This is a genomic window from Sphingobium lactosutens DS20 (assembly GCF_000445105.1).
GTDB lineage: Bacteria > Pseudomonadota > Alphaproteobacteria > Sphingomonadales > Sphingomonadaceae > Sphingobium > Sphingobium lactosutens.
This window is the reverse complement of the sequence record NZ_ATDP01000109.1, coordinates 155208-170079: the sequence shown is the minus strand read 5'-3', so window position 1 is coordinate 170079 and position 14872 is coordinate 155208. Positions and strand designations below refer to the sequence as shown.

15 protein-coding genes are annotated in these 14872 nt (G+C 65.9%); 9 read left to right on the top strand and 6 right to left on the bottom strand.

Annotated features, from left to right (window positions below):
- Window positions 1-59: 59 nt before the first annotated feature.
- Together RLDS_RS53145 and RLDS_RS53140 are read right to left on the bottom strand one after the other, a co-directional pair.
- Window positions 60-821, bottom strand: a complete 762-nt coding sequence (locus RLDS_RS53145) for an enoyl-CoA hydratase/isomerase family protein (protein ID WP_021228639.1) — start codon at window positions 819-821, stop codon at window positions 60-62.
- Between the two features lie 10 nt (window positions 822-831).
- Window positions 832-1500: an HAD family hydrolase gene (locus RLDS_RS53140; RefSeq protein ID WP_021228638.1), complete on the bottom strand. Its 669-nt coding sequence runs from the start codon at window positions 1498-1500 to the stop codon at window positions 832-834.
- Window positions 1501-1652: 152 nt separating this feature from the next.
- Between RLDS_RS53140 and glmU the strand changes: the two genes are divergently transcribed.
- From glmU to tatC, 8 genes are all read left to right on the top strand, one after another.
- Window positions 1653-2945 (top strand): bifunctional UDP-N-acetylglucosamine diphosphorylase/glucosamine-1-phosphate N-acetyltransferase GlmU, encoded by a 1293-nt coding sequence (gene glmU / locus RLDS_RS53135; protein ID WP_052034235.1) that lies wholly within the window; start codon window positions 1653-1655, stop codon window positions 2943-2945.
- A 13-nt stretch (window positions 2946-2958) separates the two neighbouring features.
- Window positions 2959-3819, top strand: coding sequence for a metallophosphoesterase (locus RLDS_RS53130; RefSeq protein ID WP_021228636.1), 861 nt, complete (start codon window positions 2959-2961; stop codon window positions 3817-3819).
- Window positions 3820-3929: 110 nt separating this feature from the next.
- Window positions 3930-5753, top strand: a complete 1824-nt coding sequence (gene glmS, locus RLDS_RS53125; protein ID WP_021228635.1) for a glutamine--fructose-6-phosphate transaminase (isomerizing) — start codon at window positions 3930-3932, stop codon at window positions 5751-5753.
- Between the two features lie 50 nt (window positions 5754-5803).
- Window positions 5804-6535, top strand: a complete 732-nt coding sequence (locus RLDS_RS53120; RefSeq protein WP_040604035.1) for a segregation and condensation protein A — start codon at window positions 5804-5806, stop codon at window positions 6533-6535.
- Entirely contained in the window at window positions 6532-7122 is a 591-nt protein-coding gene (gene scpB / locus RLDS_RS53115; RefSeq protein WP_021228633.1) for an SMC-Scp complex subunit ScpB, read from the top strand. Before RLDS_RS53120 ends, scpB begins: the two co-directional genes overlap by 4 nt.
- Window positions 7123-7149: 27 nt before the next feature.
- Window positions 7150-7392, top strand: coding sequence for a twin-arginine translocase TatA/TatE family subunit (locus tag RLDS_RS53110; protein ID WP_021228632.1), 243 nt, complete (start codon window positions 7150-7152; stop codon window positions 7390-7392).
- Between the two features lie 29 nt (window positions 7393-7421).
- Window positions 7422-7916, top strand: a complete 495-nt coding sequence (locus RLDS_RS53105) for a Sec-independent protein translocase family protein (protein ID WP_021228631.1) — start codon at window positions 7422-7424, stop codon at window positions 7914-7916.
- The gene (tatC, locus tag RLDS_RS53100; protein WP_021228630.1) at window positions 7913-8692 is read left to right on the top strand and encodes a twin-arginine translocase subunit TatC; all 780 of its coding nucleotides are present in this window, start codon (window positions 7913-7915) and stop codon (window positions 8690-8692) included. Before RLDS_RS53105 ends, tatC begins: the two co-directional genes overlap by 4 nt.
- Here the strand turns inward: tatC and RLDS_RS53095 are convergent, their stop codons facing one another.
- Window positions 8693-10105: a helix-turn-helix domain-containing protein gene (locus RLDS_RS53095; RefSeq protein ID WP_021228629.1), complete on the bottom strand. Its 1413-nt coding sequence runs from the start codon at window positions 10103-10105 to the stop codon at window positions 8693-8695.
- 145 nt (window positions 10106-10250) lie between these two features.
- On the opposite strand from RLDS_RS53095, the gene RLDS_RS53090 reads away from it, so the two are divergent.
- A complete protein-coding gene (locus RLDS_RS53090; RefSeq protein ID WP_021228628.1) occupies window positions 10251-10436 on the top strand; it encodes a hypothetical protein in 186 nt (61 codons plus the stop codon).
- A 59-nt stretch (window positions 10437-10495) separates the two neighbouring features.
- Here the strand turns inward: RLDS_RS53090 and RLDS_RS53085 are convergent, their stop codons facing one another.
- From RLDS_RS53085 to RLDS_RS53075, 3 genes are all read right to left on the bottom strand, one after another.
- Window positions 10496-11494 carry an inorganic phosphate transporter gene (locus RLDS_RS53085; protein WP_021228627.1) on the bottom strand — a complete coding sequence of 333 codons (999 nt, stop codon included), beginning with the start codon at window positions 11492-11494 and terminating at the stop codon, window positions 10496-10498.
- A gap of 15 nt (window positions 11495-11509) precedes the next feature.
- The gene (locus RLDS_RS53080) at window positions 11510-12625 is read right to left on the bottom strand and encodes a DUF47 family protein (protein ID WP_031299231.1); all 1116 of its coding nucleotides are present in this window, start codon (window positions 12623-12625) and stop codon (window positions 11510-11512) included.
- An 82-nt stretch (window positions 12626-12707) separates the two neighbouring features.
- The gene (locus RLDS_RS53075; protein WP_021228625.1) at window positions 12708-14828 is read right to left on the bottom strand and encodes a TonB-dependent receptor; all 2121 of its coding nucleotides are present in this window, start codon (window positions 14826-14828) and stop codon (window positions 12708-12710) included.
- Window positions 14829-14872 lie beyond the last annotated feature (44 nt).

Below are 14872 nucleotides of genomic sequence, written 5' to 3'. Positions count from 1 at the left end.
CTGGCCCTGTAGTGACAGGAAGGAAAGGGGCGGTTTATCCGCCCCTTTTTCTTGGTTACTCAAAAATCCGGACGGCGCTTTTCGCGGAAGGCGGCGGCGCCTTCGGTGAAGTCGGGCAGGGTGAAGGCATCGCGGAACAGCGTCAGGGTGGCATCGTCGTCGTCGGCCTGGCCGTCAAGGATGCGGCGGATGATCGCCTTGGCCGATCGGACGCTGTGCTGGGCGTTGGCGGCGATGGCGCGGGCGAGCGTTTCGGCTGCGGCAAGCGGATCGGGCGCGATCTCGTCGATCAGGCCGATCGCCAGCGCCGTCTGCGCCTCGTGCAGCGCTCCGGTGAAAAGGATGCGCTTGGCCCGCGCCGGGCCCACCAGGTCGACCAGCAATTTCGTGTCGAACAGCGAATAGACGATGCCCAGCTTCGCCGGCGTGATGCCCAGCCGCGCGGCGGGCGCGGCGACGCGCAGGTCGCAGGCGATCGCCATGCCGCAACCGCCGCCCACGCAATCCCCGTCGATCGCGGCGATCACCGGCTTGTCGGCATGGGACAGCGCATATTGGGTGGATCGGATCGCGGCCTGATTGGCGATGCGCCAGTCGGGGTCGGCGGCGCAGCGGGCAAATTCGCCGATATCCGCCCCGGCGCAGAACAGGCCGGGCGTGGCGGAGGCGAGAATCAGCACGCGCACTGCCTCGTCCGCCATCGCTTGGCCGATGAGGCGCGGCGCATCCTCCCACATCGCCTGCGTCATCGCGTTGCGGCGCGCGGGCCGGTCGATCAGCAGCCGGGCGATCGGCCCGTCGCGCTCCAGCCGCAGCGTCATGCGCGCGCCCTCATCCCGGCCAGCGTTCCAGCAGCGGCACCAGCTCGTCGAAATGCGCGATCACCGCGTCCGCCTGCAATTGTTCGACCGGCCCGTCCAGAAAACCGAAGCCGACCGCGATATTGGCGATGCCCGCATTGCGCGCGCCGGCGATGTCGTTGATCGTGTCGCCCACGAAGATCGCGCGGCCGCCGCCCGCACGCTCGATCATCGCCCGGATGGGCGCGGGGTCGGGCTTGGACACGCCGACGGTGTCGCCGCTGACGATGGAAGCGAACCGGTCATGCAGGCCGATCTGCTGCATCAAGGGGATGGTGAACCGCTCCGCCTTGTTGGTGCACAGGGCAATCCGCACGCCCCGCGCCGCCAGCGCGTCGAGCGCCTGCACCGCACCTGGATAGGGCGTCGAATAGATCGCCAGATTTTGCGCATAATGATCCAGCAGGATCGGCAGCAGCGCGCTCAGCATCGCGTCGTCATAGCCGCCCGATGCGTCAAGCGCGCGTTGCAGCATCACCCGCGCGCCCTTGCCGACGAAGGGATGAATGTCGGCGGCGGGGAAGGGATCGCGGCCGATGGTGCCGATCGCATGATTGACCGCGGCGGCGAGATCGCCGCTGGTGTCGATCAACGTGCCGTCGAGGTCGAAGCCGACAATATCGAAGGGGATGCTGTTCATGGCCGCGTTCCATGCCGCGTGCGCGGTGGCAAAGGCAAGGCAAACATGGCACAGAGCGGCCAGCACAGGCCAATCATCGGGAAATCATCGTGACCAGTTCCGCCGCTCGCCCGCTTGCCGTCATCATCCTTGCCGCCGGGCAGGGGACGCGCATGAAATCATCGCTGCACAAGGTGCTGCACCCGGTCGCCGGGCGGCCGATGCTGCTGCATCTGCTGGCGAGCGCGGCGCAGCTGTCGCCGCAGCGGCAGGTGGTGGTCGTGGGCGCAGGACGGGACCAGGTGGAGCGTGCGGTCGAAGGCACCGGCGCGGTGATCGCGGTGCAGGAGCAGCAGCTTGGCACCGGCCATGCCGTCGCGCAGGCGCATGACGCGCTGGCCGGTTTTGCGGGCGACGTGCTGATCCTCTATGGCGACGTGCCGCTGGTGCGCGCCGACACGATGCGCGCGATGCTGGACCGGCTCAATCGCGGCGACGAACCGCGCGCCGTGGTGTTGGGCTTTCGTCCCGACGATGCGGCGGCCTATGGCCGCATCATCGCCGACGGGCAGGGCATTATCGAAAAAATGGTGGAATATAAGGACGCGGACGATCCCGAGCGCGCCGTGACCTTGTGCAACAGCGGCTTGATGGCGGTGCGATCGACCGACCTGTTCGTCCTGCTCGACGCGATCGGCAATAATAATGCGGCGGGCGAATATTATCTGCCCGACATCGTCATGCTGCCCGGCGGCCAGAGTGCGGTCATCGAAACCGACGCATGGGAAGTGGCGGGCGTCAACAGCCGCGCCGAACTGGCCGGGGTGGAGGCGCTGTGGCAGGCGCGCCGCCGGGCCGATGCGATGCGCGACGGTGTGACGCTGGTCGCGCCCGACACGGTCTTCTTCTCGCACGACACGCAGCTCGGCCGCGATGTGGTGGTCCAGCCCAACGTCGTCTTCGGCCCCGGCGTGACCGTCGCGGACAACGTCACCATCCACGCCTTTTCCCATCTGGAAGGGGCCAGCGTCGATAGCGGCGCGGAAATCGGCCCCTATGCGCGGCTGCGGCCGGGGGCGCAGATTGGCGCCAAGGCAAAAGTCGGCAATTTCGTGGAAATCAAGAAGGCGACGCTGGGCGAAGGGGCCAAGGCCAATCACCTGTCCTATATCGGCGACGCCAGCGTGGGGGCGGGGGCCAATATCGGTGCGGGGACCATCACCTGCAATTATGACGGATATTTCAAATATCGGACGGACATCGGCGCGGGCGCGTTCATCGGCTCCAACAGCGCACTGGTCGCCCCGGTCAGCATCGGCGCGGGCGCGATCGTCGCGGCGGGCAGCGTCGTGACCCGCCCGGTCGAGCCGGATTCGCTCTGCCTCGTCCGGCCCGAACAGGTCGGCAAGACCGGCTGGGCGGCCCGCTTCCGCGAGAGGATGCAGGCCAGGAAGCCGCATAAATGACCGCGCATCGCTCGTGATCCGCAAATGGCTCCTGGGGCTGGCGGCGCTGCTGGTGCTGGGCGTCGGCTTTGCCCTGTGGCTGATCCACAATGCGCGCGCGATGCCGGTGGTGCGGCGGGCGGAGGTGATATTGCCCTATCCGGCGGGCGCGGCGCAGCGGCCCGTCACCGTCGCGCTGCTGACCGACACGCATCTGTCCGGGCCGGATAACAGTCCGCAGCGGATGGCGCGGATCGTCGCGCAGATCAACGCGCTTCAACCTGACCTCATCCTGCTGGGCGGCGATTATATCGGCGATGACAAGGGCGCGGCCATTTATGACGCGCGCGCCAGCATCGCGCCCTTTGCCGCCCTGCGCGCGCCGATGGGCGTGGTGGCGGTGCTGGGCAATCATGACAGCCGCAGCAAGAAGAACCGCCGGGCCTTGAGCGCGAGCGACTGGCAGGCGGCGTTCCACGCGGTCGGCATCACCCTGTTGCAGGATGGCGCGGTGCGGCGCGGGCCGCTGGCGATCGGCGGGCTGAAGGATATCTACACCCGCAAGCCCGCGATCGACGGCACGCTGGCGGCGATGGCGCGGATCGGTGGCGCGCCCGTCATCCTGTCGCACGGGCCCGACGTTTTTCCGCGCCTGCCCGACACGCCGTCACTGACGCTGGTGGGCCACACCCATTGCGGGCAGGTCGCCTTTCCCTTCGCCGGCATCGTCTATGTGCCGTCGAAATATGGCACGCGCTACGCCTGCGGCCGCTACCGCGAGGGTGAGCGCCAGATGATCGTCGCGGCGGGCGTGGGCACCAGCGGCCTGCCTTTCCGCATGCTCGCCCCGCCCGACATCTGGTTCCTCACCATCCGGCCCGCCGCGCGCAAATAGTTGGCTCACGCTGTTGGCGCAGCGGCGCGGAGCCTTTAATGGCTTCACCATGACTTGCCCTTATAAAAGGGGCATCGGGTTCAATCTGGGTCGATCGGGGCTTTTCCTTCATGTGCGGCATCATCGGGATCATCGGCAAGGACGACGTGGCGGAACGGCTGGTCGATGGTTTGAAGCGCCTGGAATATCGCGGTTATGACAGCACGGGCGTCGCCACCATCCATGACGGCGCGATCGAACGTCGCCGCGCGGAGGGCAAGCTCAACAATCTGGTGAAGGAACTGGTCGCCGAACCGCTGCCCGGCACCACTGGCATCGCCCATACCCGCTGGGCCACCCATGGCGCGCCGACCACCAGCAACGCGCATCCCCATGCGACGGCGCAGGTGGCGCTGGTCCACAATGGCATCATCGAAAATTTCAAGTCGCTGCGCGAGGAACTGGTTGGGCGCGGCCGTCATTTCGACAGCCAGACCGACACCGAAGTCGTCGCCCATCTGGTGAGCGAGCAGGTGGAGCAGGGCGCGTCCCCGACCGACGCCGTGCGGGCGATATTGCCGCGCCTGCACGGCGCTTTCGCGCTCGCCATCGCCTTTCGCGAGCATCCCGATCTGTTGATCGGCGCGCGGCTGGGGTCGCCGCTGGTGGTGGGCTATGGCGACGGGGAAACCTATCTCGGGTCGGACGCGCTGGCGCTCGCGCCCTTGACGCAGCGCATCGCCTATCTGGAGGAAGGCGACTGGGTCGTCATCACCCGCGACGGCGCGGAGATTTTCGATCACGACAACAACCCCGTCGATCGCCCCGTCACCATTTCCGGCGTGTCGGGCGCGATGATCGACAAGGGCAATCATCGCCACTTCATGCAGAAGGAAATTTACGAGCAGCCGGTCGTCGTCGCCCAGACGCTGCGTTCCTATCTGCGCCGCATGGAAAACCAGATCGCCATGCCCGACATGGATTTCGACCTGGCCCAGGTGAAGCGCATCACCATCGTCGCCTGCGGCACCAGCTTCTATGCGGGCCTTGTCGCCAAATATTGGATCGAGAAATTCGCCCGCGTCCCCGTCGACATCGATGTGGCGAGCGAGTTTCGCTATCGCGAGCCGGTGCTGGAATCGGGTGGCCTGGCCCTGTTCATCAGCCAGTCGGGCGAAACCGCGGATACGCTGGCTGCGCTCCGCCATGCCCGCGCCGAAGGGCAGATCATCGCGGTCGTCGTCAACGTGCCGACCAGTTCGATGGCGCGCGAGGCGGACCTACTGTTGCCCACCCATGCCGGGCCGGAAATCGGCGTCGCATCGACCAAGGCCTTTACTTGTCAGCTGGCCGTGCTGGCGGCGCTGGCGGCCAATCTGGCGCGCGCCAAGGGCAAGCTGACGCCGGAAGAGGAGGCCGACATCGTCTGGCACCTGTCCGAAGCGCCCGCCGCGCTCAACCAGGCCCTGGCCCGCGACGGCCAGATCGAGTCGATGGCGCACCTCATCGCGCCCGCGCGCGACGTCCTGTATCTGGGGCGCGGGCCGGATTATCCGATGGCGCTGGAAGGCGCGCTGAAACTCAAGGAAATCAGCTATATCCATGCCGAAGGCTATGCCGCGGGCGAAATGAAGCATGGTCCGATCGCCCTGATCGACGATGCCGTGCCCGTCATCGTGATCGCGCCGAGCGGCCCATTGTTTGAAAAGACCGTCAGCAACATGGCCGAAGTGCAGGCGCGCGGGGGCAAGGTGGTGCTGATTTCCGACGCGGACGGCATCGCCATCGCGGGCGAAGGCTGCATGGCGACGATCGAAATGCCGCAGGTTCATCCGCTGATCGCGCCGCTGGTCTATGCCGTGCCGGTGCAACTGCTCGCCTATCATGTCGCCGTCGCCAAGGGCACGGATGTCGACCAGCCCCGCAACCTCGCCAAGTCGGTGACGGTGGAGTGAGCGCGGACCTGTTCGGACAGGATGACGACAGCCGCGCGGCGCGGCCGGAGATGCTGACCGTCAGCTTCGACCATTGGGAGGGGCCGCTTGACCTGCTGCTGACGCTGGCGCGCAACCAGAAGGTCGACCTGCGCGAAATCTCGATCCTCGCGCTGACGCAACAATATCTCGCCTTCATCGAAGGGGCGCGGCAGCTTAAGCTCGAACTGGCCGCCGATTATTTGGTGATGGCCGCCTGGCTCGCCTATCTCAAATCCTCGCTGTTGCTGCCCCGCGCGGAACAGCCCGATCCCAGCCCGGAGGAACTGGCGCTGCGGCTGCAATTGCGGTTGCAGCGGCTGCACGCGATGCGCGATGCGTCGGCGCGGCTGATGGCGCGTGATCGCATCGGCCGCGACGTGTTCCGCCGCCGCCGGCCCGAAGGGCTGCGCCTCGTCAAGAAGGCGCAGTGGCAGGCCAGCCTCTATGACCTGATCCAGGCCTATGGCCAGATTCGCGCGCGCACGCAGCCGGTGGTGCACACCATCGAAGTGCGCCCGGTCATGACGCTGGACGAGGCGATCCAGCGGGTCGGCGCGCTGGTCGGCGCGGCGCTGGACTGGACCCGGCTGGAAGCATTCCTGCCGGCCGATCTGGACCAGCCCAAGGCGAAGTCGGCGCTCGCGAGCAGCTTTGTCGCGGCGCTGGAACTGGCGCGGCAGGGGCGGCTGGATATCCAGCAGGACGGGATTTTTCAGCCCATCTATCTGCGCGCTGCCGCATCGGGGCATGCCGGGCCATGAATTCAGAACCCGATGATTATATGCGCGCGATAGAAGCGGCTCTGTTCGTCGCCGAAGCGCCGATGACGCCCGCTGAACTCAAACTTCATGTCGGCGATGGCGATATGGCGGCGGCGCTTGCGGGCCTGGCCGACGCCTATGCCGGGCGCGGCATTAATCTGGTCGAGCGCGGCGGCCGATGGCACTTCCAGACCGCGCCCGACCTTGCCCATATCCTGCGCCGTGAAAAGGACGAGCCGCGCAAATTGTCGCGCGCGGCGATGGAGACGCTGGCGATCATCGCCTATCATGAGCCGGTCAGCCGCGCGGAGATCGAGGCTATCCGCGGAGTTCAGGTGGCCAAGGGTACGCTGGACGTGCTGATGGAAGCGGGCTGGGTGCGGCCGGCCGGTCGCCGCGAAGTGCCGGGACGACCGCTCATCTATGCGACCAGCGTAGACTTCCTGTCACATTTCGGGCTTAGCAGCCGCCGGGACCTGCCGGGGCTGGAGGATCTGCGCGCCGCCGGGCTGCTGGATCCCGTCGATCTGGCACTGGAGGCTATGGGCGGCCAATCCGTTCTGGAAAATGATGAGGAAGAGGCCTAGTAAGGCCCTCTGACAGGAGTAGATATTATGGGTTCCTTCTCGCTGATGCACTGGGTGATCGTGCTCCTGGTCGTCATGCTGCTGTTCGGCGGCGGCCGTATTTCCGGCCTGATGGGTGACGTTGCCAAGGGCATCAAGAGCTTCAAAAAGGGCATGGCCGACGACGATGACGACGTGACGCCCGCCAAGCCCGCGACCCGGATCGAGGGTCATCGCGTGCCCGAACAGGATGCGCCGAGCGCGACCACCGAAGAAAAGACCAAGGCCTGATCCTTCAACCTCCGGGCCGGTAGTCGCGCATGTTTGGCATCGATTCGACCGAATTTCTGGTGATCGTGATCATTGCGGTGATCGTGATCGGTCCCAAGGACCTGCCGCGCGCGCTCTATAAGGTCGGGCAGATCGTGGGCAAGGCGCAGGGCATGGCCCGTCACTTCCGCACCGGAATCGACGCGATGGTGCGCGAAGTCGAGCTGGAAGAGCTGGAAAAGAAATGGGCCGCGCAGAACAAGCGGATCATGGACGATCATCCGCCCGCGCCGGCTGTGGATGCGCTGCCAGCGCCCGATGCCGGGACGAAAGCGGCCGCGTCAGTCGCTGATGGGGCAGGGGCAGCCGAGGCGCCGCCCTATGTGGCCGATCCCGCGCCACCCGCGCCCAAGCCGCCCTTCGTCGCCGAATCGCGTCCCGCGTCGGCGGCCGAACCGGCGAGCGATCGCCCGCCCTATGTGGCGCAAGCTCCTGCCAAGGACGACGATGCCATGCCCGCGCACAAGGGCGACGCGGCGGCATGATCAACGATATTGACGACAGCAAGGCGCCCTTGCTCGACCATTTGATCGAGCTGCGCGGCCGGCTGCTCAAATGCGTCTATGCGCTCGCCATCACCGGCGCGATCTGCTTCTATTTTTCCGAGCAATTGTTCGCCATTCTCGTCCACCCGCTCAAGGAAGCCTTTGGCGATGGCGGTGGGCGTCTGGTCTATACCAAGCTCTATGAGGCCTTTTTCGTGCAGGTGAAGATCGCCTTCTTTGGCGCCTTCTGCCTTTCCTTCCCGATCATCGCCAACCAGCTCTGGGCCTTTGTCGCGCCCGGCCTGTACGCGCGCGAGAAAAAGGCGCTGCTGCCCTTCATTTTGGCGACGCCCTTCCTCTTCGCCATGGGCGCCAGCCTTGCCTATTTCGTGGTGATGCCCACTGCCTTCCACTTCTTTCTGGAGTTTCAGGGCGACAGCAGCGGCCTTTCGGTCGAGGCATTGCCCAGCGCCGACGCCTATCTTGGACTTGTCATGCAGTTCATTCTGGCCTTCGGCATCAGCTTCCTGATGCCGGTGCTGCTGATGCTGCTCAATCGCGCGGGTTTTGTCACGCGCGCACAACTGATCGGCCTGCGCCGCTATATGATCGTCGCCGCCTTCGTGCTGGCTGCCGTACTCACCCCGCCCGATGTCGTGTCGCAGCTGATGCTCGCCATCCCGCTGCTGCTGCTTTACGAAGTCACGATCATCGCCATCTGGTTCACCGACCGCAAGAAGGCGGATACCGAGGACGCGGAAGAAGCCGCCGCCTGATCAGACCCGCCGGAACGGGTAAGGCGCGGTCGTTCGTTCATAGCTGTGCAGGTCCAGCGCGCGCGTGACCGGCGGCAAGGCCCGGTCGGGGCAGGCGCGGCGTTCGCATAGCGGGCAGCCCGGCCCCACCTCGGTCGCGTCGCCCCGCTCTGCGTCCAGGCCATCGGCATGGACGATGCGCGCGGCATGTTTGGCTTCGCAGCCCAGCGCGATCACGGTTCGCGCGCGTCCACCCGCCGCACCGCGCGGCAGGCTGGCCGATAGGGTGACGAACCTTTTGCCCTCCATTGTCTCGATCAGCTGCGCGGCGATTGCCCCGGATGCTGGCGCGTCATGCGCGTCCCAGCGCGGGCAGGTGCCGCCATAGCGGGCGAAGGGCCAGGCCTCGCCATCGAACCGCTTGGCGATCTGCCCGGCCCCATCGATCTTCGCCATGAAGAAGGGGATGCCGCGCGCGCCGGTGCGATTGAGGCTGGTCAGCCGATGCGCCAGCTGCTCCAGCGACACGCCAAACCGGTCGCACAGCAAAGGCAGATCGTGACGGCTCTGCTCGGCCGCCTGGCGGAACCGCTCATAGGGCATGATGAGCGCGGCGGCGGCATGGTTGGTGAGCGCGATCGTCGCGATGCGGCGGCTGTCCTCATCCGGCGGCGCGGCGCGCGCCACTTGCGCCGCGATGGCGTCGGCCAATTCCTGCGCCACCAGATGCCAGGCTGCGCCAAACAGGCGGCCCGATGGCGGCAATCGCTCGCTCAGCATCAGGCGACGGCGGTGCATGTCGAAATGGCGCAGCCGACCCGCGATCAGGTCCGCCCGCACCGTCTGCACGCTGATCCCGTGCCGGTCCCTGAGCCGCGCGCGCAACGTCGCCTGAAGCAACGCCGGGTCCTCGGGCAGGTCCGCCGCGATCGCTTCCGCGCCGGCGTCGATCTCGGCAAAATAATTGCCCGCCCTTGCGATCATCTCGCGCAGCCAGTCGATCGGGGCGATCATCGGCACCCGCTCCGCCGCGCCCGCAAACGCCTCCCCCGGCACTCGGCGCAGGTCGGTCAGCGCCCGATAGAATCGCGCCACCGCCTCGGTCACGCCCGGATAATTTTCCGCGACTTCCAGCACCTCGTCGCGCGATATGCCAATGTCGCGCACCAGCGCGTCGGACAATATCTCGCTCAGTTCGCGCGGCCCGCCATCAGTCGAGGGCGCGGCGAAATCGCGAATGTCGATGTCATAGGTATTGGCCAGCCGCAGCATCATTTGCGCCGTCAACGGGCGCTGGTTGCGCTCCAGATGGTTGAGGTAGCTTGGCGACACGCCCAGTTCCTCGGCCATCTGCGTCTGGTTGAGGCCCAGTTCGCGACGCAACACCCGCAGCTTGGGGCCAAGGTACAGTTTACGATCGCCAATATCTGCCATGTAGTCAGTATGTCATGATTTTACAATACGACCAATATGGATTGTGACTAGTGGCCACTCATCGGTCTGTTTCGCGGCGGCGGGCCTGTCTACATCGCTGTCCATGGCCCCGCTGCTTCGGGGTGTCGCACAAGGAAACAGGCTCATGCAGGCGCAGACGATCGAACCGACCCACGGCCATCCCCAGCCCGCCCGTTCGCGCGCGGTGTTCAGCCAGGAGGATTTCAGCCTCATCCGCACCGCCATCGCCCATTATCTGCGCGAAGTGCAGGACCAGCCGGAATCGGTCAAATATGCCAATCTCTATCACCGCCTGGGCCGCGCGGCCTGACGGATCGCCTTAGGAGAGGGAAGGGCGCGGCGGGCAACCGACCGCGCCCTCAATCCTGTTCAGAACAACTGCGTCAGGCCGTAGAAAAGCGCGCCGATCGCCGCGGCGGCGGGCAGGGTGACGACCCAGGCGACGACGATGCGCGATGCGATGTTCCAGCGCACGGCGGACAGGCGGCGCGACGCGCCCACCCCGACGATCGCGCCGGTGATGGTATGGGTGGTCGACACCGGAACGCCCAGATGGGTCGCCATGAACAGGGTGATCGCCCCGCCGGTTTCCGCGCAGAAACCCTGCGCCGGCGTCAGCCGCGTGATCTTCGACCCCATGGTGTGGACGATCTTCCACCCGCCCAGCAAGGTGCCCAGGCCCATCGCCGCCTGGCACGACAGGATCACCCAGAAGGGCACATAGAAAGTGCCGCCCAGCATACCCTGCGAATAGAGCAGCACCGCGATGATCCCCATCGTCTTCTGCGCGTCATTGCCGCCATGGCCGAGCGAGTAGAGTGAGGCGGACACCAGTTGCAGCTTGCGGAACACCCGGTCCGCGCCCTGCGGCGTGAAGCGGCGGAATATCCAACTCACCACCAGCACCAGCATCAGCGCCAGGAACAGGCCGACCGCCGGCGACAGGACGATGGCCACGCTGGTCTTGAACACGCCGCTCCACACCACGGCGGGCAGGCCGGCCTTGGATACACCCGCGCCCAGCAATCCGCCGATCAGCGCATGGCTGGACGAGGACGGAATGCCCAGCCCCCAGGTGATGAGGTTCCAGCTGATCGCCCCCATCAGCGCGCCGAAAATCACCTGCGGGTCGATGATGCTGGCGTCGACAATGCCCTTGCCCACCGTGGTCGCGACATGCAGGCCGAAAAAGAGGAAGGCGATGAAGTTGAAGAAGGCCGCCCAGGCGACCGCATATTGCGGTTTCAGCACGCGGGTCGACACGATGGTCGCTATCGAATTGGCGGCGTCGTGCAGCCCGTTCAGGAAATCGAACAGCAGGGCGACGCCGACCAGCGCGATCAGCAGGGGAAGGGCGATAGGGTCCATGACGGGCGCGCAGGATCAGGCGTGGTCGATGACCAGGCCGGAAATCTCGTTGGCGACATCCTCGAACCGGTCGGTCACTTTTTCCAGATGGCTGTAGATTTCCCGGCCGACGATGAAGTCCATCGGATTGCCTTCGCGGGCCTGCGCATAAAGCAGCTTCAGGCCGTCTTCGTGCAATATGTCGGCATGGCCTTCCAGCTTGACCAGTCGTTCGGTCAGGTCATGCAGCCGCGCGGCATTGAGGTTGAGCGATCGCAGCAGCGGGATCGCTTCTTCCGTGATGCGCGCGCATTCGACGATCAGCGCGCTCATATCCTGCATCTGCGGCGGAAATGTCGTGACCTCATACAGCGCGACCGCCTTGGCCGTCTGGTTCATCTGGTCGATCGCGTCGTCCATGACGCCGATGAGGTCGGTGATCGCGCTCCGGTCAAAGGGCGTGACGAAGATGCGGCGCACATCTTTCAGCACGTCGCGGATGATGTCGTCGGCGACATGCTCCTGATCGGAGATGGTGCGGATATGGGTCGCCATGTCGGGCCCGCCCTGCATCAGCCGGGCGAGCGCGTCCGCGCCCGCGACCAATGTCGTGGCATGATCCTCAAACTGTTCGAAGAAGCGACCCTGCTTGGGCATCAGCGCGTGGAACCAGCGCAATAGACCTGTCCTTTCATTCTGCCGGTCGCGCATAGCGATCAGGATGCGAAAGAACCAGCCCGGATCGGCTGGCGGTTCGCGGAAGCGCGCGATGATCGATTGCAGATCCGGCTCGTCCACCGCTTTCGCCGCCTCGGCAAGCGGGAACCAGCGCAGTTCGCGCTGCCCCTGTTCGGGCCATTGCGGCAGGTGGCGGGTGACGGCGAGGGGAAACACATCGACCATCGCCTCGCGCGATCCGCCCTTGCGGCGGCGCTTGTCATAGCGGTAGCGACCGATGCGGGCGGGGCAGGCGATGCCCTGGATTCCCGCTTCCTCGAAAGCCTCCAGTTCGGCGGCGCGATGGCCGGCCAGCCCCTTCATGCGGTTGCCCTTGGGAATCACCCAACGGCCGGTGTCGCGCGAGGTGATGAGCAGGATCTGCATCGACCCGTCGGCGGCGGTCGTATAGGGCAGGGCGGCGATCTGGCGCATCGAACGCATGTAACAGAAACGTCATAATGCGCAATCGGCCGGTGGAGCCGGGACGTCTGCCCCGGCTCCCTATGTCAGTGCCTTAAAGCGAGAAGCGCGCCGTCACGCGGATGTCGCGGCCAGCGAGCGGCGCGTAATCCTTGAGGAAGCTGGCGTGGCGCCGGGCCTCCACGTCAAAGATATTGTTGGCCGACAGCATCAGCGTGGTGCGGTCATTGCCCGGCAGCGGCTTGAACGACAGCGATGCGTTGACCATCGTATAGCCGTCGGTCGGCGTTTCGAAGTCCGTCACCCGGTCCTGATCGAACACATGCTCGACTTCGGCGCGGGCGGACAGCCGATCGCCCTGCGCTTCCAGGCCGCCCAGCAGACGGAGCGGGGGGATGCGCGGCGCGGGGCCATTGCCCTTGATGGTGGCGCGGACATAGTCGGCTACGCCATCGACATTGATCGCATAGCCGCCCAATTGCGCCAGCTTGACCGACGCTTCGGCCTCGAACCCGTAATAGCGGGCGTCGGCCTGACTGAAGGCGTAGCAGGGAAATTCCAGATCCTCGCCGCCGTTGACCGCCTGGCAGACGCTGTCGGCGGCGACGCTTTCATAGATATAGCCGCTGAACCAGTTATGATAGGCCGCCAGGCTGAAGCTGTAGCCTTCGCCCGATCCGCGCAGCGTGCCTTCCAGGCCCCAGCTTTTTTCCTTGCCGAAATCGGGATCGCCAAGTTCAAATGCCTGCGTGCCGGCATGATTGCCGCGCGCGAACAATTCCTCGGCCGACGGCGCGCGTTCGCTGCGCGATGCGTTAAGGCCGATGCGCCAGCCGGGCATGATCGCCTGGCTGATGCCGATCGAGCCGGACAGCGCGTCGAAGCTGCGGCGGCGGCCGTCGAAGAACAGCGTATCGTCGGCATCGGCGCTGACATCGGTATGTTCGAAGCGTGCGCCGCCTTCCAGCCGGGTGTCGCCCAGGTCCAGCGATTGCAGCGTGAAGAAGCCGATCTGGTTGGTTTCATTCTTGGGCAGGAACTTCTCCTCGCCCTCGACCTGGAACCGCCGAGTGAAGAATTGCGCGCCGAACGCGCCGTCCCATCCGCCGCGCTTGGACTGCACGAATTCCAGCCGGCTTTCCATCGATTGGTTGTAGAAGGTCGTGCCGACCTCGCCCGTGTCCTCGATTTCCTGATGCTGATAATCGGCATAGCCCGCGCGCAGGCGGATGCTGTCGAGGAAGCCGCCATTGACCGCGACTTCGCCGCGCAGGTCGACGCGGTCCTGCTTCATGCGCAGCCGCACCTGCTCCGCCTCGCCATCGGGGTCGAGCGCATAGCGCACCGGCACGCCATAGAAATTGTCGGTGTGGGCAAAGGACACGCCCAGATTGCCGCCATCGTCGATATAGGCCGCGCCGCCCGCCACTTCCCAGACGCGCCCGGCGCTGTTGGGCAGCTTGCCTTTGAGGTTCGCAAGGTCGGCAATCTCCGCGTCGCCGCTCGCCGCCGCCTGCGCGCGCAGCGCGGGCGTCAGGATATAGCTGCCGGTGTCGAGATCGCCGGTCTTGCTATAGGTGCCGTCCAGATGGACCACGAACTTGTCGGCCAGCGGCACTTCGATTTCGCCCGCGCCCGTGCGTTCATTGGCGGCGCTGCCATAGGTGCCGATCGCGTCGATATGCACCGGTTCGTCGGGCACGCGGCGCGGGATTCGGCTGTCGATCACATTGACGACGCCGCCGATCGCCGATGACCCGTAGAGCAGGGCGGAAGGCCCGCGCAGGATTTCGATGCGGTCGGCGGTCAGCGGATTGATTGCCACGGCATGGTCGACCGATGTGTTCGACACGTCGAAGCTGCCGATCCCGTCGGTCAGGATGCGCACGCGCTCGCCCTGGAAACCGCGCAGGATGGGGCGCGACGCGCTGGGGCCAAAGGATGTCGCGGACACGCCGGGCTGGCGCGCCAGCGTTTCGCCGATGCTGGGGCGCAGTTCGCGGGTCAGCTTTTCGCCGGTCAGCACGCTTGTGCCCGACAATATGTCGCCCTGCCGGCGCGGGATCAGGGCGGTGACGACGATGTCGACGCGCTGGTCATGATAGCTGCCATCCTGCGGCGCGTCGGCCGCTGGCGCGGTCTGCGCAAGGCCGGGGACGGAAAGGCACAGCAGCGGGAGAGCGCAACCGGCGCGCAGCATCGAAAGGCGGGACATGCAGGATCAACCCTTTGATTATGGTCTGAAGCCGACCCTCTATC